The sequence below is a fragment of the Clostridium thailandense genome, from assembly GCF_019207025.1.
Classification (GTDB): Bacteria; Bacillota; Clostridia; order Clostridiales; family Clostridiaceae; genus Clostridium_AM; species Clostridium_AM thailandense.
Genome location: NZ_JAEEGC010000126.1, coordinates 1 through 17,601, shown reverse-complemented (window position 1 = coordinate 17,601; position 17,601 = coordinate 1). Strand labels below are relative to the sequence as shown.

Sequence of the window (17,601 nt, the reverse complement as noted above, 5' to 3'; positions counted from 1 at the left end):
GAAAATGAAATCAATAATAGTAGAAGATGAATTCCTAGCAAGAGAGGAGCTTAAATACTTTATTAAAAATTATAGCAGTATAGAAATAGTAGATGAATTCGAGGATGGGATCGATGTTATTAAATTTATTCAGCAAAATGAAGTTGATGTTATATTCCTAGATATAAACATCCCCTCACTAGATGGTGTGTTACTTGCACAAAATATAAGTAAGTTTTCTAAAAAACCTTACATAGTGTTTATAACAGCCTATAAAGAACATGCAGTAGAGGCCTTTGAAATAGAAGCCTTTGACTACATACTAAAACCTTACTCCGAATCTAGAATCATCTCTATGTTAAAGAAGCTAGAAATGACTTATAGCAGGCCGAAAGATACTTCGCGTAAAAGTAAAATAACTAATAAAATAAACCTTTGGAAGAATGAAAAAATTATAGTGGTAGATATAGATAATATATATTATTGTATTGCAAGAGAAAGAGTAACTCACGTATTCACAAAGGATGAGGAGTATTCAGTAAATCTTAGCATATCTGAATTTTATAATACTTTGCCAAAGGATATTTTTTTTAGGTGTCACAGATCATATATAGTAAACATATCAAAAATAAGAGAAATAATACCTTGGTTTAATAATACTTATAATTTAAAGCTGCAAGATATAGATTACGAAGTGCCTGTAAGCAGAAGTAATTTAAAAGAATTTAAACAGATTATGAATATATAAATGTATTTCATGTATAGTTCTTTGCATTTCATTCAATAATTAATGATTATATAGTAAAAAGTATTATTATAATACATGTAATCGATTTAACTTATTAATGAATGAAAAAATGGAAAGAAGGTATTATTTATGAGTTCTATTGTACTTATTATTGCCTCTGTTTTGGTGCTGACAATAGGCTATCGTTTATATGGTTCATTCATGGCAGCCAAAGTGTTAGCCTTAGACGAAAATAGAGCTGTACCTGCAAAAAAATTTGAGGATGGCAGAGACTATGTTCCGACAAATAAGTGGGTAGTTTTAGGAAACCATTTTGCAGCTATTGCAGGTGCCGGACCACTTATCGGGCCAGTTCTAGCAGCTCAGTTTGGATATTTACCAGGAACACTATGGATACTTATCGGTGGTGTTTTAGCAGGCGCTGTACATGATATGGTAATTCTATTTGCATCAGTAAGACACGATGGAAAATCCATAGCAGAAATTGCTAGAGATTGTCTTGGAGATAGGATGGGATTTATATCTTCTATAGCAGTATTATTTATCCTAATTATAACAATGGCTGGATTAGGACTTCCAGTTGTTAACTCTCTATTTAACAGCCCATGGGGAACTTTTTCAGTTGGTTTTACAATTCCAGCAGCTATGGTTGTAGGTCTTTATCTTAAATATGTGAGACCAGGTAAGCTTGGTGAAGCAACTATAATAGGTATGGCACTTATAATTTTCGGTCTATACTATGGACCTCATTTACAAGGTACTGCACTTGGAAACTTATTGACATTTAACGTAAAGCAAATGTCTTTAATATTAGCTATATACGGATTCCTGGCAGCAGTTGTTCCAGTTTGGTTGATATTAGTACCTAGAGGATATCTAAGTACTTACATGAAAGTAGGGGTAATGGTTGCCCTAGCATTTGGGACAATAATATTGAATCCTAAAATTCAAATGCCAGCTTTCACACCCTTCATTGCAGGACATGGACCAATAGTAAATGGATCAGTATTCCCATTCTTGTTCATAACAATAGCATGCGGAGCTTTATCTGGATTCCACTGCTTAATATCAACAGGAACAACACCTAAACTTATTGCAAATGAAAGAGACATATTACCTATTGGATTTGGCGGTATGCTTATAGAATCTTTCGTGGCTATGATGGCATTAATAGCAGCAACTTGCTTGCCAACAGCTGATTATTTTGCTATAAACTCTGCACCTGCTGTATTTGCTCATATGGGTATGGTTCCAAAGGAACTACCAATGTTAGCACAATTAGTTGGTGAAAAGCTGGCAGGTAGAACAGGCGGTTCTGTTTCACTAGCAGTTGGTATGACTTATGTATTCTCTAAATTGCCAGGTATGAAAACCTTAGCAGCTTACTGGTATCACTTCTGCATAATGTTCGAAGCATTATTTATACTTTCAACTATAGATTCTGGTACAAGAACTGGAAGATATATGTTCCAAGATTTATTAGGAAGAGTGTACAAGCCTTTCGCTAAGAAAGATTCATGGTTTAATATAATATTCTTCAGCTTCTTGATGTCAGCTTGTTGGGGATATTTACTCTTTACAGGTAATATATCAACAATATGGGCATTATTCGGTGTGGCTAACCAGATGTTAGCAGCTATAACCTTTGCAATCGGTACTACTATATTAATTAAACTAAGAAAAGAACAGTACGTTGCATTAACTATAATACCAATGATATTTATATCAGCAGTTACATTTGTTGCCTCAATCGAAAACATCGTTCTAACTTATATACCAACAAAACAGTACTTGCTTGTAGTATTATCGGTAATATTAATAATAATGTTAATTGCTATATTGTTTGAAAGCATTAAGGCTTGGGTAGGACATTTCAAGTCAGGAAAGAAAATTGAATATTATTCTGATGCAGCATAATATAAAGAACACCTATACATTCAGTACAGATGCTTTATAAAATACACACTAAAATTTAAATGGGCTCCAATAGGAACCCATTTAAATTTTTCATTACATTTTTATTATTTTACTCTTCTAGCCGTTAAATAATCACTTCTGGTTAAGGGTGATATTTTTATTGAATCTCCTGTACGTGGTGCATGTATGTAACAGTTATTGCCAATATACATGCCTACATGATGCGGATTATCCTTTGTCCCAAAAAAAACTAAATCTCCTGGCTGAAGCTTGTCTCTGGAAACTTCTACACCATCATTTATTTGATCATAGGTAGTCCTACCTATAGATATTCCGAAATTACCATATACATATTGAGTAAATCCTGAGCAATCAAAGCCTGGGCTTGGTGTCGTTCCTCCCCAAACATAGGGAGTACCTATAAATTTTGACGCATAAGATACTACTGAACCACTACTTGAAGAAAATGAATTACTATTTTGTTTTGAATTATTTTTATTACTTGAGCCTCTAGATACAGTTTCTGTTGTTGTATTATTTTTGTTAGACGCAGTTACTCTTTGTTGATCTTGCTTAGCGGCTTCTGCTAATCTAGCTTGCCTTAAAGCTTCCTCTGCTTGTGCCTTAATTCTAGCTTGCTCCGCTGCTAATTGCACAGCATATTCTTTCTGCTTCTCCTTAGTTTCAACTAGTGCTTTTTGCTGCTTTTCTTTATTTGTTCCAAGTTCCTTAAGTTTTTTTTCATTATCTAATTTTAGCGATAGCAACATATCGTTTTTTTGTTTTATCTTTTTTTGAGCAGAAATTATCTTATCTTTTTTACTAAATAAATCTCTGATAGCATTGTTATCAAAGTCTATTATACTTTTCAGTATTTCAGCTTTACCTAAAAATTCTCCTAGACTATCAGAAGTAAATAGTACTTCCATATATCCATCTGTTCCTGTAATATATGCCGACCTGATTCTTTTTTTAAGTAAATCTTGCTTTCCTTCAATATCTTTTTCAGTGTTTTTAATATTTGATTCCAAATTAATAATATCGTTTCGTGTGTTTTCAATTTCTTTATTATTATCATTCATTTTTTTCATAGTCATTTCTATCTGATTATCTAATTCCTCTATCTGAGTTTCATAATTTTGAATTTGATTTTCAAAACTATTCACATTAGATGCCGGTTCTGCAAAAACACAACTATTATGTATTAAAAACACAGTTATCACTGCAGCAATTATATTTGTACTTCTATTCATAATGACCCCCTAGAAACATTCATATTTATTCTCAAGGCTTACATTAATTATCGTTTGCCTTAGTTATTACTTTATATAACATTAAAAGATAAAATAGCCAACCATAATATTCCAAAGAATACTATCTGAAGGCAAGCTTATTTGAACATAAAAAAAAGCCTACATGGGGGAGCATGCGGCTAAATAGGGGATATTGTTTAATGAAAGGCTTACAGTATCAATAAGTTAATTGATACTTTTCGACTTCATTTACAATTAATATAATACCATCAATCCCATAATCGGTCAATATATTTTTAAAAAATATTTTTTTCGACATAAATTACTATATAATTTGTCAGATATCCTAATTATTCTTGATTTTATAAAATTAAATAAAGCCAAGTATTTTAACTCAGCTTTATTAGGTATTTCTACTTCTTTTGATTTTTATTTGCTCTATTTGGTTTTGCTTTAGGCTTTATAACAACATCATTTTTCTTTTTTGAGCTTCTTCCACTATATGTATTATTAATGGCCCCATTCTTTAGATCTATAAACCACAAAAATAGTACTATAAACACCGCCGACTGAACATACTGCCATACGGTTCCATTTATATTATAATTAAGGTAAACAGTTATAGCAGTTGGAATAAAAAATGATGCCACAGATAATCCTAGGATAATCCACTTATTCGGATGAAATTTTGATAAAACATGAATCTTCAATTGATTATAAACTACTAAGAATATAAATACAAAAAATAAAATTTGAAGAACTACTTTTAACCATAGTGGCATTTTACGCTTCCCCCTTTAGATTAATATATGTCAATTATATTATTATATACTTTTCTTGTTATAGCAATACTTTTTAAGTTACTTCTCAATATATTAAAATTTTATTTTGTAATTTATTCAATAATACTGTTGAAATATTTTAATAGTATATTAAAATATTATTAAATAATACTACTGAATATTATATAAATTTGAAACAAACAGCAAATAAAAATAACTTTTATTAGCATTATAAGGTTTAATTTCATCAAATTAATAAAAATTTCTGATATAATAATAGTACATTCATTATAGTATTAAGTGTGTTATGGAACAAACGAGGAGTGGTATATATGAACTTAAAAATTAACGGCTTAGATGATCTGGACTTGCAAATTCTTGATATACTTATTAAAGATTCAAGAACCCCATTTTTAGAAATAGCAAGACAATGCCATGTAAGTGGTGGAACTATTCATGTTAGAATGAAAAAAATGGAGGATATAGGTATCATAAAGGGCACAAAACTTATATTAGATACCTCAAAACTAGGATATGATGTATGTTGTTTTGTAGGAATTTACCTCGATAAAGCAAATTCTTATAACATGGTTCTAGAACAGTTAAAATTAATAAATGAAATCGTTGAGCTTCACTATACTACAGGCCAGTATTCAATTTTTGTAAAAGTCATATGTAAAAGTATAGCTGATCTTCAAAATTTGTTAATGAACAAAATTCAAGCTGTTGATGGAATTCAAAGGACAGATACCTTCATATCTTTAGTACAGCCAATAGATAGAAATATGGAATTGAATATTCTAGATAAGTAAATATATTTTTAAAACAAAATTCTCTTATTTTCATTCTCTACTTATATTTTTTACATATTTGCGAATAATATTTATGTATAAAATTATAAAGGAGATGTGAATATGAGAGCACTAGATATAATTGCACTAATATTGGTTGTTATAGGTGCTATAAACTGGGGACTAATAGGTTTCTTCGGTTTTAACTTAGTGGATTCTTTATTTGGCACTATGTCATCATTTAGCAGGATAGTGTATGCCCTTGTTGGTATCGCTGGCTTGTATGCCCTTTCATTTTTCGGAAGGGATAGAGACAGAGATAGAGACCCTAGAGAAGTTAAATAGTAGTTTGAAATTAAAATATCTCTAAATGCGAAAGAGGAAAGTCTTATAAAAAAGCCTTTCCTCTCTCTATATTTAATTTAATAAAAATTTGGGGCAATGTTATTTAAGTTCTATTTTGATTCCTCTATTTAGAGTATTCTCATAATCTATAAATTCATATACGTCTTTTTCAAATGATTTACTAAAATTCTTTAATTCTTCTAATGTTATATCCTCTATAGCCTTACCTTTTTCTTCACAATAAAGTACTATTTCCCCTATTACTTTATGAGCATCCCTAAAAGGCATTCCTTTATTCACAAGGTAGTCTGCTGCCTCTGTGGCATTCAAGAAACCTTTCTTAACAGCCTTAAAGGTATTTTCCTTTTTAATCTTTAATGAGGAGAGCATACCTCGCATAATTTTCAAACAACTTAGTATAGTATCTAAGGAATTGAAAAACTGTTCTTTGTCCTCCTGCATATCCTTGTTATAGGCAAGGGGAATGCCTTTCATCGTAGTAAGCAGTGACATAAGCGAGCCGTATACTCTCCCGGTTTTACCTCTTATAAGTTCAGCTGCATCTGGATTTTTCTTTTGAGGCATAATGCTGCTTCCTGTTGAAAATTCATCATCTATTTCAATAAAGTCAAATTCTTTACTGCTCCATAAGATTAATTCTTCGCTTAAACGACTTAAATGCATCATTATTATTGAAAAACATGATAGTAACTCTATAACATAATCTCTATCACTAACTCCATCTAAGAAGTTATCTACTGGTTTTTTAAAATCTAACTGCTCTGCTGTAAAACTTCTGTCAATGTTATAAGTTGTTCCTGCTAATGCGCAGCAGCCTAATGGACTTTCATCTAAAATATCAATAGCATTTAGCACTCTCTTTTTGTCTCTTACAAGCATATTATGATAAGCCATAATGTGATGCTTGAATGTTACTACCTGCGCTCTTTGAAGATGAGTATATCCTGGCATAATACAGTTATTCGCTTCACCAAGCTTTATTATTGTACTTTGAAGTTCCTCTATGTTTTCTACAACCTCAAAAGCTTTTTTCTTTGCATATAATCTTAAATCTACTGCCACTTGATCATTTCTACTTCTAGATGTATGAAGTTTTTTTCCAACTTGACCAATTCTCTCAATAAGATTCATTTCTACAAAACTGTGAATATCTTCATAGTCACCTTCTATTTCAAGTATTCCATTTTCTATATCTGAAAGTATTGAATTTAATCCCTTTATTATTTCATTACACTCTTCCTCTGTTAAAATTCCACATTTAGTGAGCATTTTAACATGTGCAGTACTTCCTTCTATATCTTCATAATAAAGTGTTCTATCAAAGCTTAGGGAACTATTAAAGTCCTCCATAAGCTTATTTTCAGCCTTTTTAAATCTTCCACCCCAAAGCTTCATGACTAACCTTCCTTCTTCATTTCCATCATAGCTTTAATCTTTAATGGAAGACCAAATAGGTTTATAAATCCTTCTGCATCTTTATGGCTGTATGAACTTGCACCAAAGGAAGATATATGTTCATCATAAAGAGCATATGGTGTATCTATACCTGATACCATTATATTACCTTTATATAGCTTCAATTTTACTGAACCAGTTACATTTTTCTGAGTAGAATCTACAAAAGCATCTAGTGCTTCTTTTAGCGGTGTAAACCATAACCCATCATATACTAATTCTCCATATTTTTGTGCAACTATTTGTTTAAAGTGGAAAGTTTGCTTGTCGAGAGTTAATCTTTCAAGATTCTTATGTGCTTCATAAAGGATTGTTCCACCTGGAGTTTCATAAACTCCTCTTGATTTCATTCCTACCAATCTGTTTTCTATTATATCGATTATTCCTACTCCATTTTCTCCACCAATTCTATTTAAAGTCTCTATCAATGCTACTGGAGCTATTTTATCTCCATTTAACATTGTTGGAATTCCTTGTTCAAAATATATTTCCACGTAAGTTGCTTCATCCTTTGCCTTTTCAGGAGGAGTTGTCATAAGATACATATCTTGATTATGCTCATTTTGTGGCTTTTCAAGTTCTCCACCTTCATGACTTAGGTGCCATAAGTTCTGATCTCTTGAGTATATTTTCACCTTATCTACAGGTACATCTACTCCCTTAGCTTTAGCATAATCTATAGCATCTTCTCTTGACGCTATATCCCATATTCTCCATGGTGCAATTACCTTTATTGTAGGGTCAAAAGCTGCTATACCAAGCTCAAAACGCACCTGGTCATTTCCTTTTCCTGTAGCTCCATGAGCTATATATTTTGCGCCTTCAGCGTGTGCTATTTCAACTAATTTTTTTGCAATTAGCGGTCTTGCAAAAGAAGTTCCAAGCAGATATTTTTCTTCATATACAGCACCTGCTTTTATACCCTTGTATATATAATCAGTTACAAATTCTTCCACTACTTCTTCTATATATATTTTTGAAGCTCCAGTTTTTAAAGCCTTTGCTCTAACTGCTTCCATATCATCTTCCTGACCTACATTTATACAAGCTGCAATAACCTCTAAGTCATAGTTCTCCTTAAGCCAAGGAATAATTATTGATGTATCCAATCCTCCTGAATATGCTAAAACAACTTTATCTTTCATAATATTTTCCTCCCCTTTTTAACAAGAAATTGAGAATAATCCGCTTTTTATTTTTGCTCTATTCTCTACCTAATACTTAATTCTTATTTCGAACTGTTATTTTATTATAATTATACATATTTAATAATACTTATGCAATACCTTTTTTAATATTTTTATATATATTTTATTATACATGCAAACTATCAACTTAGAGCAATTATGTAGCCAAGTTGAAAATCTTAGCATTTTAAAAGCGTTTTCATTATTTTTTACATAATCAAAAAATTTATCTATATATATTTTCCCACAAATGAATTATTAATTTCTTTAATACCTTTTGCATAATTATAATGAATTTATATTATAAAAATTATTAAATATACAAAAATATCTGCTATTCCATCATAAGTTTATAAAATCAAAATTCTTCACAAAATAAAATCAAGTTGTGGAGCCATTACACTTATAGTAAAACGGCAACACAACCTGATTCTATTTTATCTATCCATATTTCTGTATTTATTCATAGTTTCTTTAAATAGTTCACCTGTACTTGGTGGAGTGTAACTAATCGCATTAGCGCCAGCTTCTATTACTTCCATTATACTCTCTTCGCTTTTACCCCCAGTAGCTATTATAGGAAAATCTGCATAACCTTCTCTTATCTTTCTAACTACCTCTGCTGTTCTACTACCAGCAGCTACATTAAATATTGTAGTTCCCGATTCTATCCTAGCACGTATATCTTCTTTTTCAGATACTACCGTAACTATAATCGGAATGTCTACAGCATCTCTCATTGCCTGTATAATTTCATTAGATGTAGGGCTATTTACCACTACACCCATAGCTCCCTTGAACTCTGCGTCTAGTGCAAGGTTTACTACTCTTTTACCCATAGTAAGTCCACCACCGACACCACAAAATACCGGTACATCAGAAGCTGATACTAGTACTTCTGTTATTACAGGCTGAGGAGTAAATGGATAAACCGCCATAATCGCATCAGCATTATTATTTTTTATAACAGCTATATCCGTTGTAAATATAAAAGATTTTAACCTTTTACCAAATATTTTTATTCCACTAGCAGATCTAATAGCTTGAGGAATATCTAGCCTACGGCTCCTAAGCGTTCCTTTTATATCTGGCACAAATTTACCTATTTTCTCATTCATTTTACCCCTCCACAAAAGCTCATTATTATATTATTTTATCCTAATTAAAGAAATTATTCCACAAAAATTTTTTCTGCGATTCTTACTGATTCCCTTGCATCTTTGGCATAAAAATCTGCACCTATCATTTCTGCGTATTCTTCATTTAGTACAGCTCCTCCTACAAATACCTTGCATTGAAGATTATTTTCTCTTAAAGCTTCTATGGTTTTCTTCATACTTATTACCGTTGTTGTCATTAATGCACTGAGTCCTACAAGTTTAATATTATGTTCTTTAACAGCTTCAACAACTTTTTCTATTGGTACATCTTTTCCTAAATCTATAACCTTAAATCCGTAATTCTCTAAAAGCACCTTGACAATATTTTTACCGATATCGTGTATATCACCTTTAACTGTTGCTAAAACTATTTTTCCTTTATCTATGTTATCTTCACCCTTTGCCAACATGTTTTTCTTAATAACACTAAAGGATTTTTTTACGGTTTCCGCAGATTGAATTAGTTGAGGTAGAAAAATTTCTTTTTCTTCGTACTGCTCTCCTACATAATCTAATGCGGGTATAATATAATTATTTACTATTTCCAGTGGCTCTTTTATCTTTAAAAGTTCCTCTGTACTTGCTTCAGCATCTTCTTCCATTCCATCAATAATTATTTGCTTTAATTCTTTATTATTTTCCTTATTATCAACTGAAGGTTTCTTTTCATTATTAGCTTCATTTTTTCTATCTGAATATTTACTAATATAGTCTTTCCCTTCTTTATCAGTATTTGAAAGTACATTAAAAGCATCTATAGTATCTTTCATCTCTTCATCCGCACCATTAATAATTGGTAAGTTCAAACCTGCATACAATGCTATTGATAAAAATGCTCTATTTAATATTTCTCTCCTAGGCATACCATAAGATACATTGCTTACTCCAAGTGTGGTTTTAACTCCAAGTCTTTCCTTAACCAGTTCTATGGACTTTACAGTTTCTAAAACTTCTTTTTGTTGTGCTGAAGCTGTTAATGCAAGGCAGTCTACAATTATGTCTTTTTTATCTATTCTATATTTCTTAGCTTCATTAACTATTTTTTCAGCTATTTTAAATCTTCCTTCTGCAGAACTAGGTATACCATTTTCATCTATAGTAAGTGCTATAACACATCCGCCATATTTTTTAACTATAGGAAATATCTTTTTCATAGTTTCTTCTTTTCCATTTACGGAATTTATAACAGGCTTACCATTATAAATTCTTGCTCCTGCTTCTATTGCCTCTGGATTAGAGCTATCAATACTAATTGGGATTTGCACAACCTTTTGAATAGCCTTTACCGCTTTAGTTATCATCTCTACTTCATCAATTTCAGGCAATCCTACATTCAAATCTATAACAGCTGCACCCTCTTCTTTTTGTTTTACTGCCTCAGATTGTATGTAGTTAACACTTTTTGCTTTCAACTCTTGCTTATAATGCTTCTTACCTGTAGGATTTATTCTTTCACCAATAAACCTTACCTTATCATCTAAAATTACAGTATCTGTTCCCGATGTGATTGCAGTAAAACCTTTTATTTCTGTCTTCAAAGGACTTATTCCCTTTAAAGCAGCTGAGGATTTGTTTATAAATTCAGGATCTGTTCCACAGCATCCTCCAAAAATTCTTACTCCTTTTTGAGCCATAATCTTTATATATTCTGCAAATTCTCCTGCTTTTATATCATAAACAGTTTTCTCTCCATCATATCTAGGAAGACCTGCATTAGGCTGAACCATTACCGGAATAGATGCATATTTCAAAATTTCTTCTACGATTGGCATAAGTTCTTTGGGTCCTAAAGAACAGTTTACACCTAAAGCGTCAACCCCAAGTCCTTCCAAAACAAATACCATTGTTTTTGGGTCTGTTCCCATTAATGTTCTGCCATCTTCTTGAAATGTCATAGTGCAGAGAACAGGAAGTGAACTATTCTCCTTAGCTGCAAGTATAGCTGCTTTAGCCTCATACAAGTCAGACATAGTTTCAATAAGAATTACATCTGCTCCTGCTCTTTCACCTATTATTACTTGCTTTTTAAACAATTCATATGCAGTTTCAAAGCTTAAAGTTCCTGAAGGTTCCATAATTTGTCCAGTCGGTCCTATATCCAATGCTACAAGTTTATCATCAGCTACTTCTCTTGCATTATTTACTCCAGCAGTTATTACATCCTCAACAGAATATTCAGATGTACTATATTTCAGTTCATTTGCTCCAAAGGTATTGGTAATTATTATATCTGCTCCAGCATCTATATACTGTTTATGTATTCTTTTTATGGTTTCCGAATTTGTTATATTAAGAGTTTCTGGTAATTCTCCTACTTTAAGTCCTTCTTTCTGAAGCATAGTTCCCATAGCCCCATCAAAGAATATAAATTTATTATTTAATTTATTATTTAATAGATCTTTAAATATCATATAGCCATCTCCTCCTTAACACACTATAGATTTGCCAACTTACAAATTTCTTCTATGTTCTTAATAATAGCTTTTCATAGTATAATATTTGTTCATAGAATATAAGTCAGTTCCTGTACATATTTTCATTTTATTTATTTTAAAAAAAACTGCTTTTCATAAGAAAAGCAGCTTCAAAATATCTATTTAAATACTCTAGCTATTTTTCTTATCTGCCAGAATAGAACTTATTCTGCAGGAATTGACACCGATACATTCATACAGAATGCCGGTTGTCGGGTTTCATAGGGCCAGTCCCTCCACCACTCTCGATAAGAACCTATTATTTTATCATATTTACTGCTAATATTAATACTTATTAGTTTCATTGTCAATATAATTTTTTTTAATAAACATTATAACTAATTGAAAAAAATTTTTATTATGAAAACTCTAATAAAATCAATCCTTGTTGCAAGCTTACTAATTTAATATTTCACTTTTTTGAAAAAAAGATGTTGACAACCTTTATAAATTTTTGGTATGATTTCATCAATCGAATACGGAACTTCTTATCAAGAGAGGCTGAGGGACTGGCCCTATGACGCCCGGCAACCTGAATATTTATTATTCAACGGTGCTAATTCCAGCAGGTTAACCACCTGAAAGATGAGGAGCTAAGAAGAAAATGTATCTTCTTGCAGGCTCATCTGCAAGAAGATTTTTTATTTTAAATTTTATCTCTGTATTAAATAAAAAATCAAAATAGAAGTTCCGTCCAAAACAATTATTCTTTAGGAGGAATTAACAATGACAAAGAAACTATCATTTGACACACTTCAAATACATGGAGGCCAAGAAGTAGATTCTGCTACAAAATCAAGAGCATTACCAATATACCAAACAACTTCTTATGTTTTTGATGATGCACAAGATGCTGCAGACTTATTTGCTTTAAAAAAACCTGGAAATATATATACACGTTTAAGTAATCCGACAAGTGATGTTTTTGAAAAGAGGGTTGCACTACTTGAGGAGGGCGTTGGTGCTGTGGCTACTGCTTCAGGAATGGCAGCAATAACTTACTCAATACTAAACATTGCTACTGCAGGAGACGAAATAGTAGCTGCTGCAACTCTTTATGGTGGTACTTACTCTTTATTCGTTCATACTCTAAAAAACTATGGAATTAAAGTCAATCTTGTAAATCCTGATAACCTAGATGAATTTAAAAAAGCTATAAACGACAAAACAAAGGCTGTTTATATAGAAAGCATAGGAAACCCAGGAATCAACATAGTTGACATCGAAGCGGTTGCAGATATTGCTCATGAAAATGGTGTTCCTTTAATCGTTGATAACACATTTGCCTCACCTTATCTTTTAAAACCAATTGAATTTGGTGCTGATATTGTTGTACATTCTGCTACTAAATTCATTGGAGGTCATGGAACGTCAATAGGCGGAGTAATTGTTGATTCAGGAAAATTCAACTGGGATAACGGTAAGTTCCCTAGTCTTGTTGAACCAGATGAGAGCTATCATGGACTTAAATATATGGAAACATTTGGAAATACGGCATATATTCTAAAGGTTAGAACAACTCTTTTAAGAGACTTGGGAGCAGTCATATCCCCATTTAACTCATTCCTACTAACACTTGGACTTGAAACTCTATCTTTAAGAGTTCAAAAGCATGTAGACAATGCTAAGAAGATTGCAGAGTTTTTAAATAATCATCCTAAAGTAGAATGGGTAAACTATCCTGGACTAGAAGGAAATAAATATTACGATTTAGCTAAAAAATATCTTCCAAAGGGACCTGGCTCCATATTCACATTTGGAGTAAAAGGTGGAGCTGAAGCAGGTAAAAAGGTAATAAGCTTAGTGGAAATATTCTCACACCTTGCTAATGTTGGAGATGCTAAATCTTTATTGATCCACCCTGCTTCTACAACTCACTCTCAACTTAATGAAGAGCAATTACTACAAGCAGGTGTTAAACCTGAGCTTATAAGAATTTCTATAGGAATTGAAGATGCAGATGATTTAATAGCTGACCTTGACAATGCATTAAACCAAATCTAATAAATTTATACTTCAATCTGTAATTTCAAAACAAAAGATTGTTTAAATTAAATATCTCTGTATGCAGTGACAGAATTAAAACCTTGTAAGATTTGTTATCCTATCTCAGTCACTGCATACAATTATTTAATTTAAGCATTTTATTTTCATGTATTTAAATTGTTTAAATTGGAGGTATCTGTCTTGAGTGAATTTGCTTATAAGAAGGATGGGACTAAGGAATACTTAACTTTCAGCCAGAATCAAAGTTTCCTTTTAGAAAGCGGAAAAACATTTGGTCCGATAACCATATGCTTTGAAACTTACGGCCAGTTAAACGCAGATAGAAATAACTGTATACTTATAACTCATGCTCTGACTGGAGATTCGCATGTCGCTAGTCATGATGAATTAGATGTTCCTGGTTGGTGGGAAGATTTCGTTGGCCCTAGCAAAATTTTTGATACAAAGAAATATTTTATAGTTTGCTCAAACATACTTGGAGGCTGTTGTGGTTCTACTGGTCCTTCATCTATAAATCCAGAAACTAACAAACCTTATGGTATTAATTTTCCTATAATTACAGTCAAGGATATAGTTAATGCTCAGCGAAAAATTTTTGATTATTTCAATATTGATCATATTCCAGCAGTAGTTGGCGGCTCAATGGGTGGACTGCAGTCACTTCAATGGTCAGTATCCTATCCTAACTTCATGGATGGAATTATAAACTTAGCTGCTCCACTTAACTTAAGCACAGAAGCAGTAGGAATCAATCATATAATGAGGAAGTCTATCATGTGGGACCCTAACTGGAATAACGGAGACTATTATGGTTTGGACCTTCCTGCTAATGGCTTATCTGTAGCAAGAATGATTGCTATGCTAACTTATCAAACCAGAGATTTAATGAATAAAAAGTTTGGAAGAAGAACTAAAAGTAATATAGGTGACTTTTTTAGCAGCTTTGATGCTGAGTTTGAAATAGATAGTTATTTGAGTTACCAAGGAGAAAAGCTTGTGCAAAGATTTGATGCAAACAGTTATTTGTATTTTACTCGTGCGATGGATTTGTTTGATCTAAGAAATGAGTACGGGTCCTATATGAAGGCATTAAGTCGTATACATGCTAAATTTTTACTTGTAGCTATAAGTTCCGATACACTTTTCAATATAAGTGAACTTAGAAAGGCACGAGATATTTTAAAATTAAATGGTGTAAACCTTGAGTATGTTGAAATTCAATCAGATTATGGTCATGATTCTTTTTTAGTTGAAGTAGATAAATACACCAATTGTATATCTAACTTTTTAAGCGAACTCAATTATGCAATAAATCGTGAAAAAAGCTCAGAGGAATTTGAATATTCTACTGGTAATGTTCAATAAATATTTTTTATCATCGCAAACAAAATTTAGGAGGTATTTTTATGGCATCAATATCAGTACTTGGTTATGGAGTTGTAGGAACTGGCATAGCTGATCTTATAAATAAAAATAAGGAAAAATTTAAATCCATTACCGGTGAAGATTTAAATATATCAAGTATACTTGTAAGAGATAAGAGTAAACATGAACAAAAGCAAAATTATCATCTCATAACAGATAATATAGAAAAGGTGTTTAATTCACCAGTAGATATTATTGTAGAAGTTATGGGAGGAATTCACCCAGCCTATGATTACGTAAAAAAGGCTCTTAAACTAAAAAAACATGTAGTAACGGCAAATAAGGATTTAATTGCAGAGCACGGAAAAGAATTGCTAGATTTAGCAGAAGCTAACGGAGTTACACTTAATTTTGAAGCAAGTGTTGGTGGAGGTATTCCTATACTGAAACCTCTTATAGAATGTCTATCTGGTAACGAAATTATTGGAATCAAGGCCATTCTAAATGGAACAACAAATTTTATACTCTCTAAAATGTATTCTGAAAATGCAAGTTATGAAGATGCTTTAAAATTAGCTCAAGAGCTTGGATTTGCTGAAGCCAATCCTGATTCTGATGTTCTAGGTTATGACGCTGCAAGAAAGCTATCTATTCTTTCGACTATTGCCTATAACAAAAAGATAAATTGGAAAGACCTTAATTTGAATGGAATTACAAGCATAGATAAAATTGATTTTGAATATGCTAAGCTAAATGAATGTACAATTAAGCTGTTAGCTGTAAGTAAAAGCCAAAACAATAAAGTTTATGGCTTCGTACAACCAGTGATGGTTAGATTAGATTCTTACTTAAGTAAACTAGATGATGAGCTAAATGGAATTGTCATTGAAGGTGACGCTGTAGGAAATGTATTTTTCTCAGGTAAAGGTGCCGGAATGCTTCCAACTGCTAGCTCAGTTTTCGGAGACATAACAGATATAATTCAAAATAAAAATAAAAAAAATATAAAATTCAATGCTGATAACGCTTTTATAGAAAAGTGTTGGTGTGACAAGTCAAGTTGGCTAGTACGAATAAAAACAGAAGATAGGTTAAATACTATATGTACCCTATCAAATAATTTTAAAAATTGTCATATTTATACCTCAAATGTTACTCAAGCTAATGAAGTAGCTGCGGTAATTTATGAAGAATATGAAAGTACCTTAAAGCATACACTTGAAAAGTTTTTAGATATTCCTTACATTAATGAAATAAAGAAATTTATGGTATTATAAAATTGAAATAATAATTAACTAATTTGAGGGGCAATCTAAATTGCTCCTTTTAATTTAGAGAAAGGAAATTAGAAATGAAGATTATTTATACCATAGGTCATTCCTCTCATGACAATATATATTTTCTTCAACTTCTTAATAAATATAACATAGATTGTATAGTTGACATAAGAAGTGTTCCTTTTTCAAAGTATGTTCCCCACTTTAATAAAAATGTCATAAAAAAGTTTCTAACCTTTCACAAAATTCAGTACATATACATGGCTGACGAATTTGGTGCAGTTCGTGATGACAAGAATTTATTTTCCCCTAAGGGCTATCTAGATTTTGATGTAATAAAACATACTAAAGCATTTAAGGATGGTATAAAAAGGCTTAATACCGGTATAGATAAAGGCTATACAATTTCGCTAATGTGCACTGAAAAAGATCCCCTAGACTGCCACAGAAGCATAATGATTGCTCCAGAGCTACTTAAAAACGGCTTTCTAGTTAACCACATACTTCCAGATGGAAACATTGAAACCCAACAATCACTAGAAAAAAGACTACTAAATCTATACTTTCCCACTCACGAGCAGCAGGACTTCTTTTCAGTTCCTGAAGAACAGAATAAAAACAACCTATTAGAAAAAGCCTATAGATTACGAAATGCTGATATAGGACATAAACTAAACACTTCAGATTCCAGATAATAACACAGAGAGCCGTCGCACCATACAGACAATCACACTAGACACTTAACTTATGCGCAGGGACATATTACCGTTATTGAAAGCACATTTAAATACTTTTTATACAAGTCTTAGCTCATATTTCTAAAAAAGCTTAGAAGATTTG

Annotated in this window: 14 protein-coding genes and 2 riboswitches; of the genes, 8 read left to right on the top strand and 6 right to left on the bottom strand. The window is 31.8% G+C overall.

Features of this window, described 5'->3' with window-relative positions:
- The first annotated feature begins 4 nt into the window (after positions 1-4).
- Together I6U48_RS21690 and I6U48_RS21685 are read left to right on the top strand one after the other, a co-directional pair.
- Positions 5-727 carry a LytR/AlgR family response regulator transcription factor gene (locus I6U48_RS21690; protein ID WP_218322576.1) on the top strand — a complete coding sequence of 241 codons (723 nt, stop codon included), beginning with the start codon at positions 5-7 and terminating at the stop codon, positions 725-727.
- 129 nt (positions 728-856) lie between these two features.
- Positions 857-2,644, top strand: coding sequence for a carbon starvation CstA family protein (locus I6U48_RS21685; RefSeq protein WP_218322575.1), 1,788 nt, complete (start codon positions 857-859; stop codon positions 2,642-2,644).
- A gap of 104 nt (positions 2,645-2,748) precedes the next feature.
- On the opposite strand, the gene I6U48_RS21680 is transcribed toward I6U48_RS21685, so the two are convergent.
- Both I6U48_RS21680 and I6U48_RS21675 read right to left on the bottom strand, forming a co-directional pair.
- Positions 2,749-3,897 carry a C40 family peptidase gene (locus I6U48_RS21680; protein WP_218322574.1) on the bottom strand — a complete coding sequence of 383 codons (1,149 nt, stop codon included), beginning with the start codon at positions 3,895-3,897 and terminating at the stop codon, positions 2,749-2,751.
- A 413-nt stretch (positions 3,898-4,310) separates the two neighbouring features.
- Positions 4,311-4,679, bottom strand: coding sequence for a hypothetical protein (locus I6U48_RS21675; RefSeq protein ID WP_218322573.1), 369 nt, complete (start codon positions 4,677-4,679; stop codon positions 4,311-4,313).
- Positions 4,680-5,011: 332 nt separating this feature from the next.
- Between I6U48_RS21675 and I6U48_RS21670 the strand changes: the two genes are divergently transcribed.
- Together I6U48_RS21670 and I6U48_RS21665 are read left to right on the top strand one after the other, a co-directional pair.
- The gene (locus tag I6U48_RS21670; protein ID WP_218322572.1) at positions 5,012-5,491 is read left to right on the top strand and encodes an Lrp/AsnC ligand binding domain-containing protein; all 480 of its coding nucleotides are present in this window, start codon (positions 5,012-5,014) and stop codon (positions 5,489-5,491) included.
- Positions 5,492-5,593: 102 nt separating this feature from the next.
- Positions 5,594-5,815 (top strand): DUF378 domain-containing protein, encoded by a 222-nt coding sequence (locus tag I6U48_RS21665; RefSeq protein ID WP_218322571.1) that lies wholly within the window; start codon positions 5,594-5,596, stop codon positions 5,813-5,815.
- Between the two features lie 99 nt (positions 5,816-5,914).
- On the opposite strand, the gene argH is transcribed toward I6U48_RS21665, so the two are convergent.
- From argH to I6U48_RS21645, 4 genes are all read right to left on the bottom strand, one after another.
- Positions 5,915-7,231: an argininosuccinate lyase gene (argH, locus tag I6U48_RS21660; protein WP_218322570.1), complete on the bottom strand. Its 1,317-nt coding sequence runs from the start codon at positions 7,229-7,231 to the stop codon at positions 5,915-5,917.
- 2 nt (positions 7,232-7,233) lie between these two features.
- Complete coding sequence (locus I6U48_RS21655) at positions 7,234-8,436, bottom strand: argininosuccinate synthase (protein WP_218322569.1); 1,203 nt, start codon at positions 8,434-8,436, stop codon at positions 7,234-7,236.
- Between the two features lie 479 nt (positions 8,437-8,915).
- Positions 8,916-9,596, bottom strand: coding sequence for a beta/alpha barrel domain-containing protein (locus I6U48_RS21650; RefSeq protein ID WP_218322568.1), 681 nt, complete (start codon positions 9,594-9,596; stop codon positions 8,916-8,918).
- Positions 9,597-9,649: 53 nt separating this feature from the next.
- Complete coding sequence (locus tag I6U48_RS21645) at positions 9,650-12,049, bottom strand: homocysteine S-methyltransferase family protein (protein WP_218322567.1); 2,400 nt, start codon at positions 12,047-12,049, stop codon at positions 9,650-9,652.
- Between the two features lie 205 nt (positions 12,050-12,254).
- A riboswitch (SAM riboswitch) is annotated at positions 12,255-12,367 on the bottom strand.
- A gap of 230 nt (positions 12,368-12,597) precedes the next feature.
- A riboswitch (SAM riboswitch) is annotated at positions 12,598-12,704 on the top strand.
- A gap of 134 nt (positions 12,705-12,838) precedes the next feature.
- Between I6U48_RS21645 and I6U48_RS21640 the strand changes: the two genes are divergently transcribed.
- The 4 genes from I6U48_RS21640 (at position 12,839) to I6U48_RS21625 (ending at position 17,456) form a co-directional block, all read left to right on the top strand.
- The gene (locus I6U48_RS21640; protein ID WP_218322566.1) at positions 12,839-14,116 is read left to right on the top strand and encodes an O-acetylhomoserine aminocarboxypropyltransferase/cysteine synthase family protein; all 1,278 of its coding nucleotides are present in this window, start codon (positions 12,839-12,841) and stop codon (positions 14,114-14,116) included.
- A gap of 183 nt (positions 14,117-14,299) precedes the next feature.
- The gene (gene metX / locus I6U48_RS21635) at positions 14,300-15,484 is read left to right on the top strand and encodes a homoserine O-acetyltransferase MetX (RefSeq protein WP_218322565.1); all 1,185 of its coding nucleotides are present in this window, start codon (positions 14,300-14,302) and stop codon (positions 15,482-15,484) included.
- Between the two features lie 41 nt (positions 15,485-15,525).
- Positions 15,526-16,761: a homoserine dehydrogenase gene (locus tag I6U48_RS21630; protein ID WP_218322564.1), complete on the top strand. Its 1,236-nt coding sequence runs from the start codon at positions 15,526-15,528 to the stop codon at positions 16,759-16,761.
- Between the two features lie 74 nt (positions 16,762-16,835).
- On the top strand, positions 16,836-17,456 hold the full coding sequence (locus I6U48_RS21625; RefSeq protein ID WP_218322563.1) for a DUF488 domain-containing protein: 621 nt from the start codon (positions 16,836-16,838) through the stop codon (positions 17,454-17,456).
- Positions 17,457-17,601 lie beyond the last annotated feature (145 nt).

What these genes read in the sequence shown, in the direction of transcription:
- I6U48_RS21685 (WP_218322575.1), top strand. Translation starts at nt 857, where the DNA reads ATGAGTTCTATTGTACTTATTATTGCCTCTGTTTTGGTGCTGACAATA.
- I6U48_RS21690 (WP_218322576.1), top strand. Translation starts at nt 5, where the DNA reads ATGAAATCAATAATAGTAGAAGATGAATTCCTAGCAAGAGAGGAGCTT.
- I6U48_RS21655 (WP_218322569.1), bottom strand. Translation starts at nt 8,436, where the DNA reads ATGAAAGATAAAGTTGTTTTAGCATATTCAGGAGGATTGGATACATCA.
- I6U48_RS21675 (WP_218322573.1), bottom strand. Translation starts at nt 4,679, where the DNA reads ATGCCACTATGGTTAAAAGTAGTTCTTCAAATTTTATTTTTTGTATTT.
- I6U48_RS21680 (WP_218322574.1), bottom strand. Translation starts at nt 3,897, where the DNA reads ATGAATAGAAGTACAAATATAATTGCTGCAGTGATAACTGTGTTTTTA.
- I6U48_RS21645 (WP_218322567.1), bottom strand. Translation starts at nt 12,049, where the DNA reads ATGATATTTAAAGATCTATTAAATAATAAATTAAATAATAAATTTATA.
- I6U48_RS21640 (WP_218322566.1), top strand. Translation starts at nt 12,839, where the DNA reads ATGACAAAGAAACTATCATTTGACACACTTCAAATACATGGAGGCCAA.
- I6U48_RS21650 (WP_218322568.1), bottom strand. Translation starts at nt 9,596, where the DNA reads ATGAATGAGAAAATAGGTAAATTTGTGCCAGATATAAAAGGAACGCTT.
- I6U48_RS21630 (WP_218322564.1), top strand. Translation starts at nt 15,526, where the DNA reads ATGGCATCAATATCAGTACTTGGTTATGGAGTTGTAGGAACTGGCATA.
- I6U48_RS21625 (WP_218322563.1), top strand. Translation starts at nt 16,836, where the DNA reads ATGAAGATTATTTATACCATAGGTCATTCCTCTCATGACAATATATAT.
- I6U48_RS21665 (WP_218322571.1), top strand. Translation starts at nt 5,594, where the DNA reads ATGAGAGCACTAGATATAATTGCACTAATATTGGTTGTTATAGGTGCT.
- I6U48_RS21670 (WP_218322572.1), top strand. Translation starts at nt 5,012, where the DNA reads ATGAACTTAAAAATTAACGGCTTAGATGATCTGGACTTGCAAATTCTT.
- argH (WP_218322570.1), bottom strand. Translation starts at nt 7,231, where the DNA reads ATGAAGCTTTGGGGTGGAAGATTTAAAAAGGCTGAAAATAAGCTTATG.